This is a genomic window from [Clostridium] aminophilum (assembly GCF_900101295.1).
Taxonomy (GTDB): domain Bacteria; phylum Bacillota; class Clostridia; order Lachnospirales; family Lachnospiraceae; genus Clostridium_R; species Clostridium_R aminophilum_A.
Window position 1 is genome coordinate 43,289 of sequence record NZ_FOIL01000017.1, and the last position, 15,103, is coordinate 58,391.

12 protein-coding genes are annotated in these 15,103 nt (G+C 54.0%); all 12 read left to right on the forward strand.

Going from position 1 to position 15,103, the window contains the following annotated elements; all coding sequences use genetic code 11:
* Positions 1-379 precede the first annotated feature (379 nt).
* The 12 genes from BMW41_RS06250 (at position 380) to BMW41_RS06305 (ending at position 14,687) form a co-directional block, all read left to right on the forward strand.
* Entirely contained in the window at positions 380-1,621 is a 1,242-nt protein-coding gene (locus BMW41_RS06250) for a glutamine synthetase family protein (RefSeq protein ID WP_074649344.1), read from the forward strand.
* A 106-nt stretch (positions 1,622-1,727) separates the two neighbouring features.
* Positions 1,728-2,315 carry an ANTAR domain-containing response regulator gene (locus BMW41_RS06255; RefSeq protein ID WP_161767255.1) on the forward strand — a complete coding sequence of 196 codons (588 nt, stop codon included), beginning with the start codon at positions 1,728-1,730 and terminating at the stop codon, positions 2,313-2,315.
* 88 nt (positions 2,316-2,403) lie between these two features.
* Positions 2,404-3,597, forward strand: a complete 1,194-nt coding sequence (locus tag BMW41_RS06260; protein WP_074649345.1) for an LL-diaminopimelate aminotransferase — start codon at positions 2,404-2,406, stop codon at positions 3,595-3,597.
* Between the two features lie 283 nt (positions 3,598-3,880).
* Complete coding sequence (locus BMW41_RS06265; protein WP_074649346.1) at positions 3,881-5,485, forward strand: CTP synthase; 1,605 nt, start codon at positions 3,881-3,883, stop codon at positions 5,483-5,485.
* A gap of 406 nt (positions 5,486-5,891) precedes the next feature.
* Complete coding sequence (locus tag BMW41_RS06270; RefSeq protein ID WP_074649357.1) at positions 5,892-6,719, forward strand: prepilin peptidase; 828 nt, start codon at positions 5,892-5,894, stop codon at positions 6,717-6,719.
* A gap of 190 nt (positions 6,720-6,909) precedes the next feature.
* Positions 6,910-8,208: a pilus assembly protein PilM gene (gene pilM / locus BMW41_RS06275; protein WP_074649347.1), complete on the forward strand. Its 1,299-nt coding sequence runs from the start codon at positions 6,910-6,912 to the stop codon at positions 8,206-8,208.
* Positions 8,209-8,221: 13 nt separating this feature from the next.
* Positions 8,222-9,103 carry a hypothetical protein gene (locus BMW41_RS06280; protein ID WP_074649348.1) on the forward strand — a complete coding sequence of 294 codons (882 nt, stop codon included), beginning with the start codon at positions 8,222-8,224 and terminating at the stop codon, positions 9,101-9,103.
* Positions 9,100-9,756, forward strand: coding sequence for a hypothetical protein (locus tag BMW41_RS06285; protein WP_074649349.1), 657 nt, complete (start codon positions 9,100-9,102; stop codon positions 9,754-9,756). The genes BMW41_RS06280 and BMW41_RS06285 overlap by 4 nt, the downstream gene beginning before the upstream one ends.
* A gap of 27 nt (positions 9,757-9,783) precedes the next feature.
* Positions 9,784-11,472, forward strand: coding sequence for a GspE/PulE family protein (locus tag BMW41_RS06290; RefSeq protein WP_074649350.1), 1,689 nt, complete (start codon positions 9,784-9,786; stop codon positions 11,470-11,472).
* 166 nt (positions 11,473-11,638) lie between these two features.
* Positions 11,639-12,697: a type IV pilus twitching motility protein PilT gene (locus BMW41_RS06295; RefSeq protein ID WP_207646870.1), complete on the forward strand. Its 1,059-nt coding sequence runs from the start codon at positions 11,639-11,641 to the stop codon at positions 12,695-12,697.
* A 21-nt stretch (positions 12,698-12,718) separates the two neighbouring features.
* Positions 12,719-13,930: a type II secretion system F family protein gene (locus tag BMW41_RS06300; protein ID WP_074649351.1), complete on the forward strand. Its 1,212-nt coding sequence runs from the start codon at positions 12,719-12,721 to the stop codon at positions 13,928-13,930.
* A gap of 319 nt (positions 13,931-14,249) precedes the next feature.
* Positions 14,250-14,687 carry a type IV pilin protein gene (locus BMW41_RS06305; protein WP_083378811.1) on the forward strand — a complete coding sequence of 146 codons (438 nt, stop codon included), beginning with the start codon at positions 14,250-14,252 and terminating at the stop codon, positions 14,685-14,687.
* Positions 14,688-15,103: the final 416 nt, after the last annotated feature.

Genomic DNA, 15,103 nt, shown 5'->3' on the forward strand with positions numbered 1-15,103 from the left:
CGAAACCAGACTTGCTATAAATGGTACATGAAAAAAATTATGTCGTTTCGAAGGTGCTTGAAATTACAGATTCGAATTGAATACAGCAGTTGAGCAAAGGCGTTCACTTCGCGCTCGGGAGCTTCTTCCGGGTGTGGGAGTGGACGCCTCATTTTTGTGCAGAGCACTTAGCGAGGTATTTTCGAGCTTAGTGCGAGCCACGCATCGACCCTTAACGAGGCGAAGCCGAGTTTAGTGGAGATGCGTTACCCTGTATTCTGAGCTTCGCAATAAAGCGCACGCCGCTGAATGGAAACATGTCACCTTGCGGTGACCAGCGGCGGCGCGCAAAGTCCGCAGGCAGACTTTGATATACAATCCTTCGACGAAAGGAGAACACATGAAATCGACGCAGGATGTAAAGAATTTTATTGAAGAAGAGAATATCCAATTCATCAAACTGATGTACATCGATGCGTTCGGCGTACAGAAGAATATCGCAATCATGCCGGATGAACTGGAGAGGGCGTTCCGCGGCGGAATTTCCTTCGACGCTTCGGCGATCGCGGGGTTTGATGACGGGATCCGCAGCGATCTGTTCCTGGATCCGGATCCGGACACGCTGACCATTGTTCCGTGGCGGCCGATCGAGGGAAAGGTCGCGAGAATGTTCTGCGATGTCCGTTACCCGAGCGGCAAGATCTACGGCGACGACACCCGACAGATTCTGAAGCAGGCCATCGTTGCGGCACATCAGGCCGGAATCCGGGTCAATTTCGGCGCGGAGGTGGAATTCTATCTCTTCCGTCTCGACGAAAACGGAGAACCCACCAGAATTCCGCAGGATCATGCGTCTTACATGGACAGCGAGCCCCTTGACCGCGGCGCAAACATCCGTCGGGACATCTGTTTTTCCCTGATCGATATGGGCATCCGGCCGGAGGCCTCCCATCACGAGCAGGGACCGGGCCAGAATGAGATCGACTTCCGCTACAGCGATGCGCTGACCGCGGCCGACAATAACCTGACGTTCAAATGGGTGGTTAAGAGCATTGCCGAGTCCAACGGCATGTGGGCAGATTTCTCGCCGAAGCCCATCGATGACGAGCCGGGAAACGGCATGCATCTGAACATTTCCGTGATGAAAGACGATGAGTCCGAGCCGGACGACGAGGAAGTGCGGAAGCTGAATATGGAATTCATGGCGGGCATCATGGAGCACATCCGTGAGATCACCCTGTTCCTGAATCCGACGCAAGGCTCCTACCGGAGACTCGGCAATATGAAAGCCCCGGGCTTTGTGAGCTGGTCCGAGCAGAACCGCTCGCAGCTGATCCGTATTCCGGCGGTAAAGGGAACGGAGGGAAGACGGTTTGAACTTCGCTCACCCGATCCGACCGCCAATCCGTATCTGGCGTACGCGATGCTGATCTATGCCGGCATCGACGGCGTAAAGCATCATCTGACGCCGCCGGATCCGGTGGATCAGAACCTTTACACGGCGGATCCGCGGCTGACGGAGACGATGAAAAAGCTTCCGAGCAAGCTCGAAGAGGCGATCCGCTACGCGGCAGACAGTATATTTGTAAAGAATGTTCTTCCGGAGAATATTCTGCGGCTCTACTGCGAAAGAAGCCGGTGATACGGCGGAGGCAATACGGCCGTAAAGCACCGGCGGGCGCGGAAATGAGCCCGTAAGGCGAAGAAAGGAAACAACCAGACCAATGACGGTCGGAAGGGAGGTACACATGGCAGGGAAGGGCCAGGGAACGGTCCTGATCGCGGCACCCACGCCGGCGATTCAGACGACGATGCGGTCCGCATTGCCGGCAGAGATCGGCCATGTGTATACCGTGACATCCATGACGCTGGCGCTGCAGAAAATTCAGCGTGAGCCGGTGGATCTGCTGATGATCTACTCGCCGCTCACCGATTCCCCCGGTATCCGGGAGGCGATCGAGCTTGCGCAGTCGCGGAACATCGGCATTCTCCTTCTGGTGAAGGCGGATGTCTATGATCAGGTACAGTACCGTGCCGCTTCCGCCGGCATTTTCGTTCTGGCCCGCCCGACGACGCGGCAGGCCATCGCTCAGACGATCGGCGTTCTTCTCTCCTCCCAGCAGAAAGTGCGGAAACTGGAAAATGAAAACGCGCTCCTGCGCCGGAAACTCGATGATCTCCGGATTGTCAGCCGCGCGAAATGCGTTCTCGTCGAGAAAAAGCATATGACGGAAGAAGAGGCGCACCGGTACATCGAAAAACTGGCGATGGATTCGTGCATCACCAAGCGCGAGGCGGCGCAGGATCTGATCCGCAGACTGGATCATTTCCCGTAAACGATCGGAAGCGGAATCCGAAAAAGACAACAGAAAAGGAAACAGAAAAAGGAAACAAGGTAAACCGTTTACAGAAAGGTCAGATATCATGGCAGCAAAGATCAACAGTAATTTTGGAAATGTCAGCGAGAGTTATCTGTTTGCGGAGGTGGCGCGTCTGGTCGCGGAATTCCAGAAGGCGAATCCGGACCGCAAGGTCATCCGCATGGGCATCGGCGATGTGACGAGACCGCTCGCGAAAACCGTGGTGAAAGCGATGCAGGATGCGGCAGCAGAGCAGGGAAAAACGGAGACATTTCACGGATACGGCCCGGAGCAGGGATATGATTTCCTCAAGGATTCCATCCGGAAGTACTATGCAGATTACGGCGTTACCCTTGATCCGGACGAGATCTTCATCTCAGACGGTGCCAAGAGCGACTGCGGCAATATTCTGAATATCTTTGCGGAGGATAACCTCGTGCTTGTCCCGGATCCGGTTTATCCGGTGTACGTGGACACCAACACGATGGACGGCCGCCGCGTGATCTTTGCGGAAGCAAATGAGGCAAACGGCTTCCTTCCGATGCCGGAAGACATAAAGACGGACGAGGTTCCGGACATCATTTATCTGTGCTCCCCGAACAACCCGACCGGTGCGGTCTACGATCATTCACAGCTGAAGGTATGGGTGGATTACGCAAATGCGCACGGAAGCGTAATCCTGTTCGACGCGGCGTATGAGTGCTTCGTGACCGGCGATATGCCGCACAGCATTTTCGAGATCGAGGGCGCGAAGACCTGTGCAATTGAGATCTGCTCTTTCTCGAAGACTGCCGGTTTCACCGGAACCCGCTGCGGATACACCGTTGTTCCGCTGGATCTTGTCCGCGACGGGAGAAGCCTCAACAAGATGTGGCTTCGCCGCCAGTGCACCAAGTTTAACGGAACCGCATACATCGTTCAGCGCGGCGCGGCTGCGGTGTTTACTCCGGAAGGTGAGAAGGAAGTAAAGGAGAATATTGATTACTACCGCGGGAACGCGAAAATCATGACCGACACCATGGACAAACTCGGAATCTTCTATACCGGCGGAAAAAACTCGCCCTATGTATGGTTCAAGTGCCCGAACGGCATGGAATCCTGGGAGTTCTTCCGCGTGCTGCTGAATGAACTCGGTATCGTCGGAACTCCGGGCGCGGGCTTCGGCCCGGCCGGAAAGAATTTCTTCCGGCTGACCGCATTTTCCACGAGAGAGGCAACCGAGGAAGCCATGAAGAAGTTCTGCGAGTATTTCCGTTAAATCCACCATTTATTGATCGGAATGGAACATGCCGGGGCAAAAATATGCCGGACCGGCAGAGATACGGCGGATTTCCGCACAGACGGAGTCCGTCCGTAATAGTGTATGTGTTTCATGCGTCGGGACCAGAGCGGTTCCGGCGTTGTGTTTTGCGTGACAGAGGGGATCGAAGAAAACGGCAAAAAACGTTTTGGCGGACCGGGGCGGGATCTCCGTCAGGTGATCTGCCGAAAGGGAATGAAACATCAGGAAGACAGGGAAGAGAAAGAGAGGAGAAAGAAAAATGGTAAAGTATGTATTTGTATCGGGCGGTGTCGTATCGGGACTCGGAAAAGGAATCACCGCAGCGTCTCTCGGAAGACTGCTGAAAGCGCGCGGCTATAAAGTAACCATGCAGAAGTTTGATCCGTACATCAACGTGGATCCGGGAACCATGAACCCGACGCAGCACGGAGAGGTCTTTGTCACCGACGACGGTACGGAGACGGATCTGGACCTCGGTCATTATGAGCGTTTTATTGATGAGAGCCTGAACCGCAACTCCAACGTGACCAGCGGAAAGATCTACTGGTCCGTTCTGAACAAAGAGCGCCATGGAGATTACGGCGGCGGCACCGTTCAGGTCATCCCGCACATCACCAATGAGATCAAATCCCGTTTCTACCGCCCGGAGAACCCGGATGAGGACCGCATCGCCATCATTGAGATCGGCGGAACCGCCGGAGATATCGAGTCCACCCCGTTCTTCGAGGCGATCCGTCAGTTCCAGTTTGATGTCGGCCACGAGAATGCCATCATGATTCACGTTACGCTGGTGCCGTATCTGAAAGCGTCTCAGGAACTCAAGACCAAGCCGACGCAGATGAGTGTCCGGGAGCTGATGCGCATGGGAATCCGTCCGGACATTCTGGTATGCCGTACCGATTACCCGCTGGGACAGCACATCAAAGACAAGATCGCACTCTTCTGCAATGTTCCGGTGAGCCATGTCATCGAGAACCTGGACTGCGGTTCCCTGTACGAAGTGCCGCTGATGATGGAGGATGAGCATCTGGCGGATGTGGTCTGTGAGAGCCTGAAACTTGACTGCCCGAAGCCGGATCTGTGCGACTGGAAGGCGATGGTGGATGCCCTCAATCATCCGGAACACAGCGCGGAGATCGCAATCTGCGGAAAATACACCGAGCTTCACGATGCCTACCTCAGCGTGGTTGAGGCCCTGAAGCACGGCGGCTTTGCAAACCGCGCCGACGTGAAGATCCGATGGATCGACACCGAGGTTGTGGAGCGGGAAGGCACGGAAAAACTCCTGGAGGGCGTCGACGGCATTCTCGTTCCGGGAGGCTTTGGAAACCGCGGAACCGAGGGCATGATCGCCTGTGTGAAATACGCGCGTGAAAACCGCATCCCGTATCTCGGCATCTGCCTCGGCATGCAGATGGCGGTCATCGAGTTTTCAAGACACGTGCTCGGATATGACGACGCGAACTCTTCCGAACTTGCGCCGGAGACCATGCATCCGGTGATCGATCTTCTGCCGGAGCAGAAAGATGTGGAAAATATCGGCGGAACCCTTCGCCTCGGCGCGTATCCCTGCGTTCTGGAAGAGGGATCTCTGGCGGAAGAACTCTACGGAACAAGAGAGATCTCCGAGAGACACAGACACCGCTATGAGTTCAACAACGATTACCGCGAGCCGCTCCGCAAAGCAGGCATGCGCCTGTCCGGCCTTTCTCCGGACAACCGCATCGTCGAGATGGTGGAGATCCCGGAGCATCCGTTCTTTATCGGGACTCAGGCACATCCGGAACTGAAATCCAGACCGAACAAGGCTCATCCGTTATTCCGGGGCCTGGTAAAAGCGGCGGTTGCGCACCACGAGAAATAATCTTCCGGTCGGATGAATTCTGCTTTACGGCAGTATCAGCCTGTGAGCATACAGCCGTCGGAATCCATAATCTTCCGGCTAAATGAAATCGGATTCGCGGCAGGGCAGAGAGTTCAAATAATAAAAAACATTATTTGCAAAAAAAGCCCGAAAAGAAGCCGATTCCGCAAAGATGAAAATAAATTCCGGATTGATGGAAATGTTGTAAGTACAACATGAAGATGATATAATTTAATATAAGAAATTAAGGATAGACAGCTGACAAATAGGACAATTCCTGTGAGGCTGTCTATCTTGTATCATAAGGGATTTCTCCGGATTTCCCTATGACACAAAAACGCTGTTTTGAAAAGACCGGTTCAGCAAGGAAAGAAGGGGAAAATTGAGTTTCCAGGAGATTGCGGGGATGCCGTTTCTAGCGGCTTATATTCTGATCGTGGCATTTTTCGCCGGGAGCGCCTTCGGGAGCTTTTTCAACTGCTGGGCGTGGCGGATCGTTCACCATGAGAGTATTCTTCACGGCCGGAGTCACTGTCCGGCGTGCGGACATCCGCTGGGTGTCCTGGACCTCATCCCGGTGTTCAGCTGGTTTCTCCTCCATGGAAAATGCCGGTACTGCAACGGGAAGATCTCCCCGCGGTATGTGATCGCGGAGATTCTGAGCGGTGCGGGATTCGTCCTCTGTGTGTTGCGGTTCGGACTGACGATGGAGACGGCGCGGGCGGTGCTGCTCTTTTGTTTTCTCTTTGTACTGTCACTGGTCGATCTGGAATCCTACCTGATTCCGGACCGGTTTATTCTGGCAATTCTGGCGCTCTGGGCGGTTACGCTTCCCATGATCCTCCGGGAGCAGGCGATGACAGCCATGAGTGCCATGGAGAACGTGACGGAGAACTTCGGCGCACTGATCGGAAAAGGGTATCTCCTCGGAACTGTTTCGGGAATAGCGGTCGGCGGAGCGATGCTGATCATTTCGCTGATCTTTGACCGGGTGACCGGGAAGGAGAGTCTCGGCGGCGGTGACATCAAACTGTTTTTTGCTGCGGGATTGTATCTCGGCGCGGCGGGAGGACTCCTGTGTGTGATGGTGTCCTGTTTTATCGGACTGATCTTCGCGTTTTTGATGCGGCAGGAGAGGATTCCGTTCGGGCCGTCGATCTCGGCGGCATTTATGATCACATTCCTCTTCGGTGATCCGGTGATCCGGTGGTATCTGAGCCTTCTCGGGGTATAGGATGCGGTCCGGTAAACGGAAAGACTTTCCCGGACTGTTGGATGTGAGCCGGTGAGCGGAAAGTCTTCATCAATACCTGTCAGCGGACCGGGATGGATGACTGGGGGGAAAGAATGCGGTAAGAACAGCGGACAGAAGACGCCAGGCACTAGAACCGGCGGCGGGTTCGGCTTTATAAAAGGGGTTGCGTATGGCAAAGAAGATGTTGGGTTTTGACATCGGTAATTACAACATGAAGATTGTTGTCGTGAACGGCACTGCGATCGAACGATGCATCAGCGTGCCGGTTCCGGATAACATGGTGGTCAACAGTCAGATCCGCGCGTTCACGGCGGCCGGCGACTTTATCCGTGAGGCGCTGCGGGAAAACGGTATTCGCTGCAGAAAGTGCGCAGTGGCGCTTCCGGAGAAAAGTTATTATATCCGGAGAGTGCGGCTTCCGAAGATGACCGTATCTCAGCTCATGGTGAATCTTCCGTATGAGTTTCATGACTATGTCACCGGAGAGGCGTCGGAATATGTCTATGACTATGCGGTCCGCGCGATGGGAGAAAGGACGATGGAGCTGACCATCTGCGCCATCTCCAAACAGAAGATCGCGCAGTACCGGGACATGATGCACCGGGCGGGACTGAAACTGGTAAAACTTGTGCCGGATGTTCTGGCGGTGCAGAACGTGCTGAATCAGAAACCGCTTCCGATCCGGGTTTTGGACGACGCGCCGGCGGAACCGGTACAGGCTGCGGAAAAAGAAAAGTCGGATTTCGGACGGGGCATCGATTCGTCCGTATTCGCAGGTCCGGTGGCCGCGGCGGCATCCGGGACTGCGGACGGAAGCACGGAAACCCGTGAATATCAGGGATTTAATCCTTTCACGTATTACACGGATCCCGCCGAGGCGGAGAAGACGATATCGGCGCTGAGTCCGGACGGGACAGACGCTGGGAAAGGTGTCATGGCCGGCACCGGTTCTGAGCCGGAGGAGGATAAGCCGGAGCCGGCTGCCGAACCGCTGCCGGAGAAGAAGGATGCGCCGAAGGACTTTGCCGTTCTGGACCTTGGACACGGCGGCACGAGAATCCATTTTTACTCAGGCGGCACCTACGAGATCACCCGAACGCTGGTCGGGGGCGCAAAAGAACTGCTGGATATGATCGTGTCGGAGCAGGGGCTGGACCCGCACATCGCACGGCTGATTCTGGAACAGAATCAGGACGGCATCATGCAGACAAAATCCGTGCAGGACCGTCTGGACGCCGTTGCGACGGAAGTCATGCGTACCATGAACTTCTATAACTACAACAATCCGAACAACACCATCGAGTGCCTGCACTATTTCGGGAAAGGCCTGAACATGGACGACCTCTACGAACGGATTCGCGAGATGACCGGACTTCCGGTCCGGCCGATCACTGAGATGATCGACGGTTCCGAGGCGATTCCGGAACTGATCATGGGCCCGCAGGCATACGGTGCAGTTATCGAGTAAGGGAGTGAGAGACGTGGCAAAGAAAAAAGAGAATACGAAGCTGCGAAAGCCCTTACGTGAATTGGGAAAGGGCGGACGGTATCCGGAAAAAACATCCATCAATCTCTATATTGTCGAAAACCGGAAGCGACAGAATGTGATCTCCATTCTGTGTTTTGCCGCATTTATGACGGCGCTTGCACTGTTTACGAAATTCGTCATTTACGAGGATATCAATGAGATCAACCGTCTGGAAAGCGCTTATAACCAGCGCGTCGGCGAAATCAGCCGCATGCGGGAGGCAACGACGGATTATGAGCGCGTCCGCGCGGAGTACAGCCGGTACGGCAACGGTTATCTGAACGAGGAGGAGACGGCCGAGCAGGACCGCATGGCGATTCTCGACGTGATCGAGAACGAGCTTCGGCCGAAAGAGGCGCTGATTGAGATCAAGATTTCCGGGAACGATGCGGTTCTCACAATCAACACCCTGAAGCTGGCCAATGTCTCCGAAGTGGTTCAGAACCTGGAACGGCAGGATATCGTGGAGTATGTGAGTGTATCCAATGCCGCAACGCAGGAGAAAAAAACGGATCCGATGATGCAGAGCGGTGCCGGCGACGTCACCACGCAGATGATCATCCATTTCCGCACGCCGAAGACAGTTGAGGACCTTCGGGCCGAAAGAGAACAGGAAGCGGCGGAACGGGGAGTCGATATCCGGCAGAAGGAAGACACTGCAGAGACGGACGCGGCTCCGGTCACTGTGACGGGAGAAGGCGCGGTGTCCGCTGACGGAACGCCGGAGACGCAGATGTCTGAAAACGGTGCGGCAGCCGCACCGGAGAATGCGGATACACCGGCAGTACCGGAACAGGCGCAGAGCGCCGCTGAAGGAGAGGGGGCGGCAGGATGATTCTGAACAGAGTATTTACCCGAAAAGAAAAAGCACTCCTCTTTCTTCTGGCCCTGATCCTGGCCGGACTTCTCTACTATGAGACGGTGTACCGCTCGCTCGACAACGCCCGGACGGACTATAATCTGGAGAATCTTCAGGAAGAATATCAGCTGTATTCTGCAAAGAATAAGCATATGCAGCAGATGAAAGAGGCGATCCAGAAGGGCAAAGAAGACACTGAGAGTACCGTGGAGAGTTATAACAACCTCAAGAATGAGATTATCGAGCTGAATGACATTTTTGCCGATGCATCCTCCTTCAATTTCGGTTTTGAACAGGCGGTGGCAGTGGATGATGCGGTTCGCCGGACGATAACGGCAACATTTACCGCAAACAGCTACGCGGATGCCAGAAGAATGCTGGAACGGCTCTATCACTGCAAATACCGGTGTCTCATCCGGGATATCACCATCGACGGCGAAAAGGAGCAGGATCTGGCGGCGGGCGCGGTAAAGTGCACCTTCACCGTGACCTTCTACGAGACCATGTACAACGCGTGGACAACCGACGGACTGGCGGTTGAGAAAGGCAGTACCAAGGCAAAGACGGAAAATATCGTCAATGAGCTGGTGACACGCCGCGAGGAAGTCGAGCATATGAATCTGGATTAACGGCATCGTAAAGGACAGAGGGAATCTATGAAGATTATTCGATTGGGAGATATGCTGATCACTGCCGGCGTGCTGACCGAAGCACAGCTTGCGCAGGCGCTGCAGATTCAGAAGAGAGACCGGGAACGACTCGGAACCGTACTGATCAAAGAGGGATTCATCACCGAATATCAGCTGATCGACGCCCTCAAACAGCAGCTCGGTATCGACTTCATCGACCTGACCAAGACCGAGATTGATCCGGGAATGTCCCAGTACATTCCGAAGGCATTGGCGAAGGCGGCGGAGATCGTTCCGGTCCGTATTGTCAAAGACACACTGTTTCTTGCCATGTCTGACCCGCTGAACTTCATGGCGGTCGAGCAGGCGAAAGACACCTCAAGAAAGAACATCGTTCCGATGATCGCGAACCGTCAGGCGGTTATTCATGCGATCAACGTTCTGTACGAAAATGTCAATGCCGCCGAGGCGATGGCGGCGATGCGCGCGGAGGCCGGATTCACCGGCGACGAAGTGTCCGCCGCGGAAGACAGCACACCGATCGAGCAGGAAGGCCCGACCATCCGTCTGGTAAACTCCATCATGGAGCGCGCCATCGTGGAAAACTGCTCCGATATCCATATCGAGCCGACCAGAAGCGATATGATCATCCGAATGCGTATCGACGGAAGACTTCACAAAATTCTGAGCATTCCGCCGGACCTGAAAGATTCGGTCGTATCCCGACTGAAGGTTATGGCAAAGATGGATATCGTCGAGCGAAGGATCCCGCAGGACGGCCGTATTCAGATGAAGATCGGCGGAAAAGACATCGACATGCGTGTGAACACGCTGCCGACGATCTACGGAGAAAAGATCGTTATCCGAATTCTGGGCAAGGATGACCGGATGCTGACCCGAAGCGGAATCGGTATGATCCGCGAGAGGGACAATGAGAAGGTGGACCGTCTGATCGCGCACACCAGCGGCGTTATCATGATGGTGGGACCCACCGGTTCCGGAAAGACCTCCACCATGTTCACCCTGATCAAAGAGCTTTTGAATGAGAACACCAACCTCGTCACACTGGAGGACCCGGTGGAGTACAACATTCCGGGAGCAACGCAGGTTCAGATCAATGAGAAGGTCGGCCTTACCTTTGCCAGCGGACTCCGCGCGATTCTCCGACAGGATCCGGACATTATCTGCGTCGGTGAGATCCGTGACGGTGAGACCGCACAGATCGCGATGCGTGCGGCCATCACGGGACATCTGGTTATCACGACCATTCATACCGAGGATGCGGTCAGCGCCATCGACCGATTAAAGGATATGGGCGTGGAGCCGTACCTGATCAGCGCCGGACTTCGCGGTATCATCTCCCAGAGACTTCTCAGCCGTGTCTGCCCGGACTGCCGGGAACAGTATCATCCGGAGCCGAAGGACATCCGGATGGCGGGACTGGAGGAAGACCCGGCAAGGATCTACTATCACGGCCGCGGCTGTGATAAATGCTTCCACACCGGATATAAGGGAAGAATCGGAGCTTTCGAGATTCTTCTCATGAACGACGAGCTCCGCCGCTGCATCACCAGAGGCGACGACAAGCAGACCTTCCGCGAGATTGCGCAGCGGACCAGCGGATATGTTCCGATGCTGGAGAATGCCGACCAGCTCGTCGCGGAAGGCATTACCACCGTTGAGGAAGTATGCAGGGTCATCATGATTCAGGATTGAGTTCCGAATCAGTGAAAAGGCGATCTGATGAAATACACTCAGCGCTGTCCGGATCAAAAAAACGGATGGAAAAACACTGAAAACGGATCAGATCAGCAGAAGACAGTATTCCAAAAATATAGACAGCATATCGTCTTTTGGCAAAAGAAAATGAGGACATAATGGTATGATTGATGTCGAGAAACTGGTTCAGACTGCCGCTCGTGCCGGAATGACGGACATTCATCTGGTGTATGGTATTCCGCCAAAGGGGCGTCTGGATGGAAAATTAGTGAACATTATTCCGGAAGCGCTGACAGACAATGACTGTGAGGCGATTGCCGCGAAACTGGCGGGACCGGAATACCAGAAAATGGCGGTGAGAGGAGAACAGGACTTCGCTCTTCAGATTGGGGGGGAGAGAGTCCGCGTCAATCTCTTCCGGCAGCAGGGGCATGTGTCCGCTGCACTCCGAATTCTTGCGTATATTATCCCCGAACTCGGAATTCTGGGACTTCCTCCGGTGGTCAATACCTTCCCGACCATTCAGAAGGGCATCATTCTGGTGACCGGCGAGACCGGATCCGGCAAGTCCACCACGATGGCGGCGATCCTGGACCGGATCAACCACACGAGACAGGAACACATCATCACACTGGAGGATCCGATCGAGTATATCTATCAGCCGGATCAGTGCGTGATCAACCAGCGGGAGATCGGAAATGACACAGAGTCCTACGCCAACGGACTCCGGGCGATCCTCCGGGAGGATCCGGATGTCATCCTGATCGGTGAGATGCGCGACGCCGAGACCATCGAGACCGCACTCACTGCGGCGCAGACCGGACATCTGGTGCTTGCGACGCTTCACACGAACTCCGCACCGGAATCCGTCGACCGCATCATCGGTGTGTTCCCGGCAGAGAAGCAGCCACGAATCCGCATGGATCTCTCCATGACGATCCAGGCGATCATTTCCCAGCAGCTGCTTGTGCGGAAGGGAGGAAAAGGCAGGGTTCTCGCCTGCGAGTGTATGGTGGCGACGAATGCGATCCGGAATCTGATCCGCGAGGGGAAGACGCCGCAGATGTACTCCAGTATGCTTTCCTCCGCAAATGTCGGAAGCATCACCATGGACAACAGCCTGATCAATCTCGCAGCTTCCGGAAAGATCGAACCGCAGACGGCGGTGAATGCTGCCAATGACAGGGAATATGTGATGCGGAAACTGGGATTGATCGCGTAGTGTTTGGATAGGGAGACAGGGATGAAACAATACCGATATAAAGCATTGACGCCGGACGGTCTTCAGGCATCCGGTGTCGTCGAAGCGATCGATGAATACGATGCCGCGTATAAGATCAAAAAGACCTGCCCGGTTCTCCTGGAGATTAAGACCGTGCGGGAAACGGGAAATATCCTGACCATGGACCTGGGTGGCGACAAGATCAATCTGAAGAATCTTTCGGTGGTATGCCAGCAGATCTCCATCACCCTGAAGTCCGGTATGCCGTTGGCCATGTGCCTTGAGATGATCGGAAACCAGACGACGGACAAAAAGCTTCGGCGGATCCTCATAAAGTCTGCGGAAGATGTCTCCAGCGGCGCGACGCTCGCCAACAGTCTGGAGCGGCACGGTCCGGGACTTCCGCCGACACTGATCGAGACGATCCGCGCCGGAGAGGAATCCGGAAACGTCGATCAGACCTTCGGACAGATGGCGGAGTATTACGAGAAAGCCTACAAGACGGTGGCAAAAGTCAAATCCGCGCTGGCATATCCGACGTTCGTCCTGATCATTGCGATCATCGTCGTTACCATCATCATGGCGTTCGTCATTCCGGTCCTCACCGCCACGTTCCATGAGCTGGGCGGAGATCTTCCGCTTATCACGCAGGTACTGATGGGGGCGTCAGAATTCTGCAACCGGTATTGGATTCTGATTCTGATCCTGATATTGGCGGCGGTGATCGGATGGAGAACGTACACCACGAAGAGTCTTCGCGGCCGCATGATCCGGGGAAAAGTTCAGCTGAAAATGCCGGTTCTGGGAAAAATTTCACAGATGAGCGGCGCGGCGGAATTCGCGAATACGATGGCGATGCTCTTAAGATCCGGTCTGACCGTGAACCGTTCTCTGGCGATCACGGCGAAGACGATGACCAACTATCTCTATCAGGAAGAGATCGGGAGAGTGGTCGGACGCATCGAGGAGGGGCGGCCCCTCGGCGAGTGTCTCCGGCAGGTTGAGGATCTACCGCCGACACTGGTGGAGATGTGCGCGATCGGCGAGGAGACCGGTGAGCTGGAGGGAACACTGGATGTCATCGGCGAGTTCTATGCGAACGAGGCCGATACCGCCACCAAGAAAGCGCTGGCAAGACTGGAGCCGACGATTCTGGTCTTTCTCTCACTGTTTGCCGGATTTATCGTCATCGCAATTTATATGCCAATGTTCACAATGTATGATATGATGTAAGTGAGCACGATAAGTAAGATATAAGATGTCAGATGTGAGCAGGAAGATCAGAGAAAAGACGAAAAAATCAAAAATCTTTTTCGAAAAACAATAATAAGTATTATGAATGCGCCGATATAAATATCAAAGAACACAGGCAATGGTTTCCCGTGAGCAAATGCGAATCATAATTGTTGCAAGCTGGCAAACTTTATGATAGAGATAATTGTCGAGCCAATTCGACGGGATCCGGAGCCTTTCCGAGAGTACAGTATCGGTCATGAAAGGGTTCATTATTAATCGGAGCAAAGCTTCGGGAGGAGAAGAGGAGGAAATGATTATGTTAAAGAAAATGAGAGAACGCAAGGGCTTCACACTTGCCGAGCTGCTGATTGTAGTTGCAATCATCGGTGTACTGGTAGCGATCGCAATTCCGATCTTTACTTCACAGCTTGAGAAATCCAGAGATGCGGTAACGGCATCCAACGCAAGAGCGGCTTATGCGGAGGCAGCGGTAGTTAAGCTTACTGAGGAAAGCAAAGATGGTGTTGCAGAGTTAAGTGATGATAAGAAGTCTGTAACGGTACACGATGTTGTTGTTAAAGGTGAGTCGGATAACGGAGCGTTCTACGGATCTTCTAAGAGTATCGATCTTCCGTTTACAATTGGTGATGATAATCATGCAAAGCTTCTTGATAAAGCGCCGACTGATGGAAAGGTTGATATCACTTTTACGTGGAGTGATACAGATACATGCTCTGCAACGGTTGCAGATTAATTATTTGATCAATATCGCGATATGACATAATAAAAGGCTCCCTCGTTTTGAGAATTCAAGGCGGGGGAGCTTTTGATAGTGCGCCTAGCGGCGCACGTTTCTAACGGGTTAAAGTCCCGAATCCGCCCGGTAGTGGGAAGGATATAGCCGAAAGCAAGGGCGTCCGTCGCGAGACGGAATCTGAAGGAAGCTGGATGTGGGGAACATACTAACCCACGGGCAAATCTCTGGTCTGACGAACAGAAATCTCATATGAGGTTATGCATGAGGGTAAGGCTGCTATACAAGTCGAAGCCCAATAACTACACGGAATCATGCATGATAAATGAGGCAGATGGATGGAGAGGAAGAAATGTGTGGTACCTAGGGAGGTCTGCGTGAAACGCTCTGAAAGGAGTAACCACCGTACAAGGAAA

Excerpts from the sequence above, each read along its gene's own strand:
- BMW41_RS06260 (WP_074649345.1), top strand. The coding sequence starts at position 2,404 with ATGGCAGCAAAGATCAACAGTAATTTTGGAAATGTCAGCGAGAGTTAT.
- BMW41_RS06250 (WP_074649344.1), top strand. The coding sequence starts at position 380 with ATGAAATCGACGCAGGATGTAAAGAATTTTATTGAAGAAGAGAATATC.
- BMW41_RS06265 (WP_074649346.1), top strand. The coding sequence starts at position 3,881 with ATGGTAAAGTATGTATTTGTATCGGGCGGTGTCGTATCGGGACTCGGA.
- BMW41_RS06295 (WP_207646870.1), top strand. The coding sequence starts at position 11,639 with ATGATTGATGTCGAGAAACTGGTTCAGACTGCCGCTCGTGCCGGAATG.
- BMW41_RS06255 (WP_161767255.1), top strand. The coding sequence starts at position 1,728 with ATGGCAGGGAAGGGCCAGGGAACGGTCCTGATCGCGGCACCCACGCCG.
- BMW41_RS06290 (WP_074649350.1), top strand. The coding sequence starts at position 9,784 with ATGAAGATTATTCGATTGGGAGATATGCTGATCACTGCCGGCGTGCTG.
- BMW41_RS06270 (WP_074649357.1), top strand. The coding sequence starts at position 5,892 with ATGCCGTTTCTAGCGGCTTATATTCTGATCGTGGCATTTTTCGCCGGG.
- BMW41_RS06305 (WP_083378811.1), top strand. The coding sequence starts at position 14,250 with ATGTTAAAGAAAATGAGAGAACGCAAGGGCTTCACACTTGCCGAGCTG.
- pilM (WP_074649347.1), top strand. The coding sequence starts at position 6,910 with ATGGCAAAGAAGATGTTGGGTTTTGACATCGGTAATTACAACATGAAG.
- BMW41_RS06285 (WP_074649349.1), top strand. The coding sequence starts at position 9,100 with ATGATTCTGAACAGAGTATTTACCCGAAAAGAAAAAGCACTCCTCTTT.
- BMW41_RS06300 (WP_074649351.1), top strand. The coding sequence starts at position 12,719 with ATGAAACAATACCGATATAAAGCATTGACGCCGGACGGTCTTCAGGCA.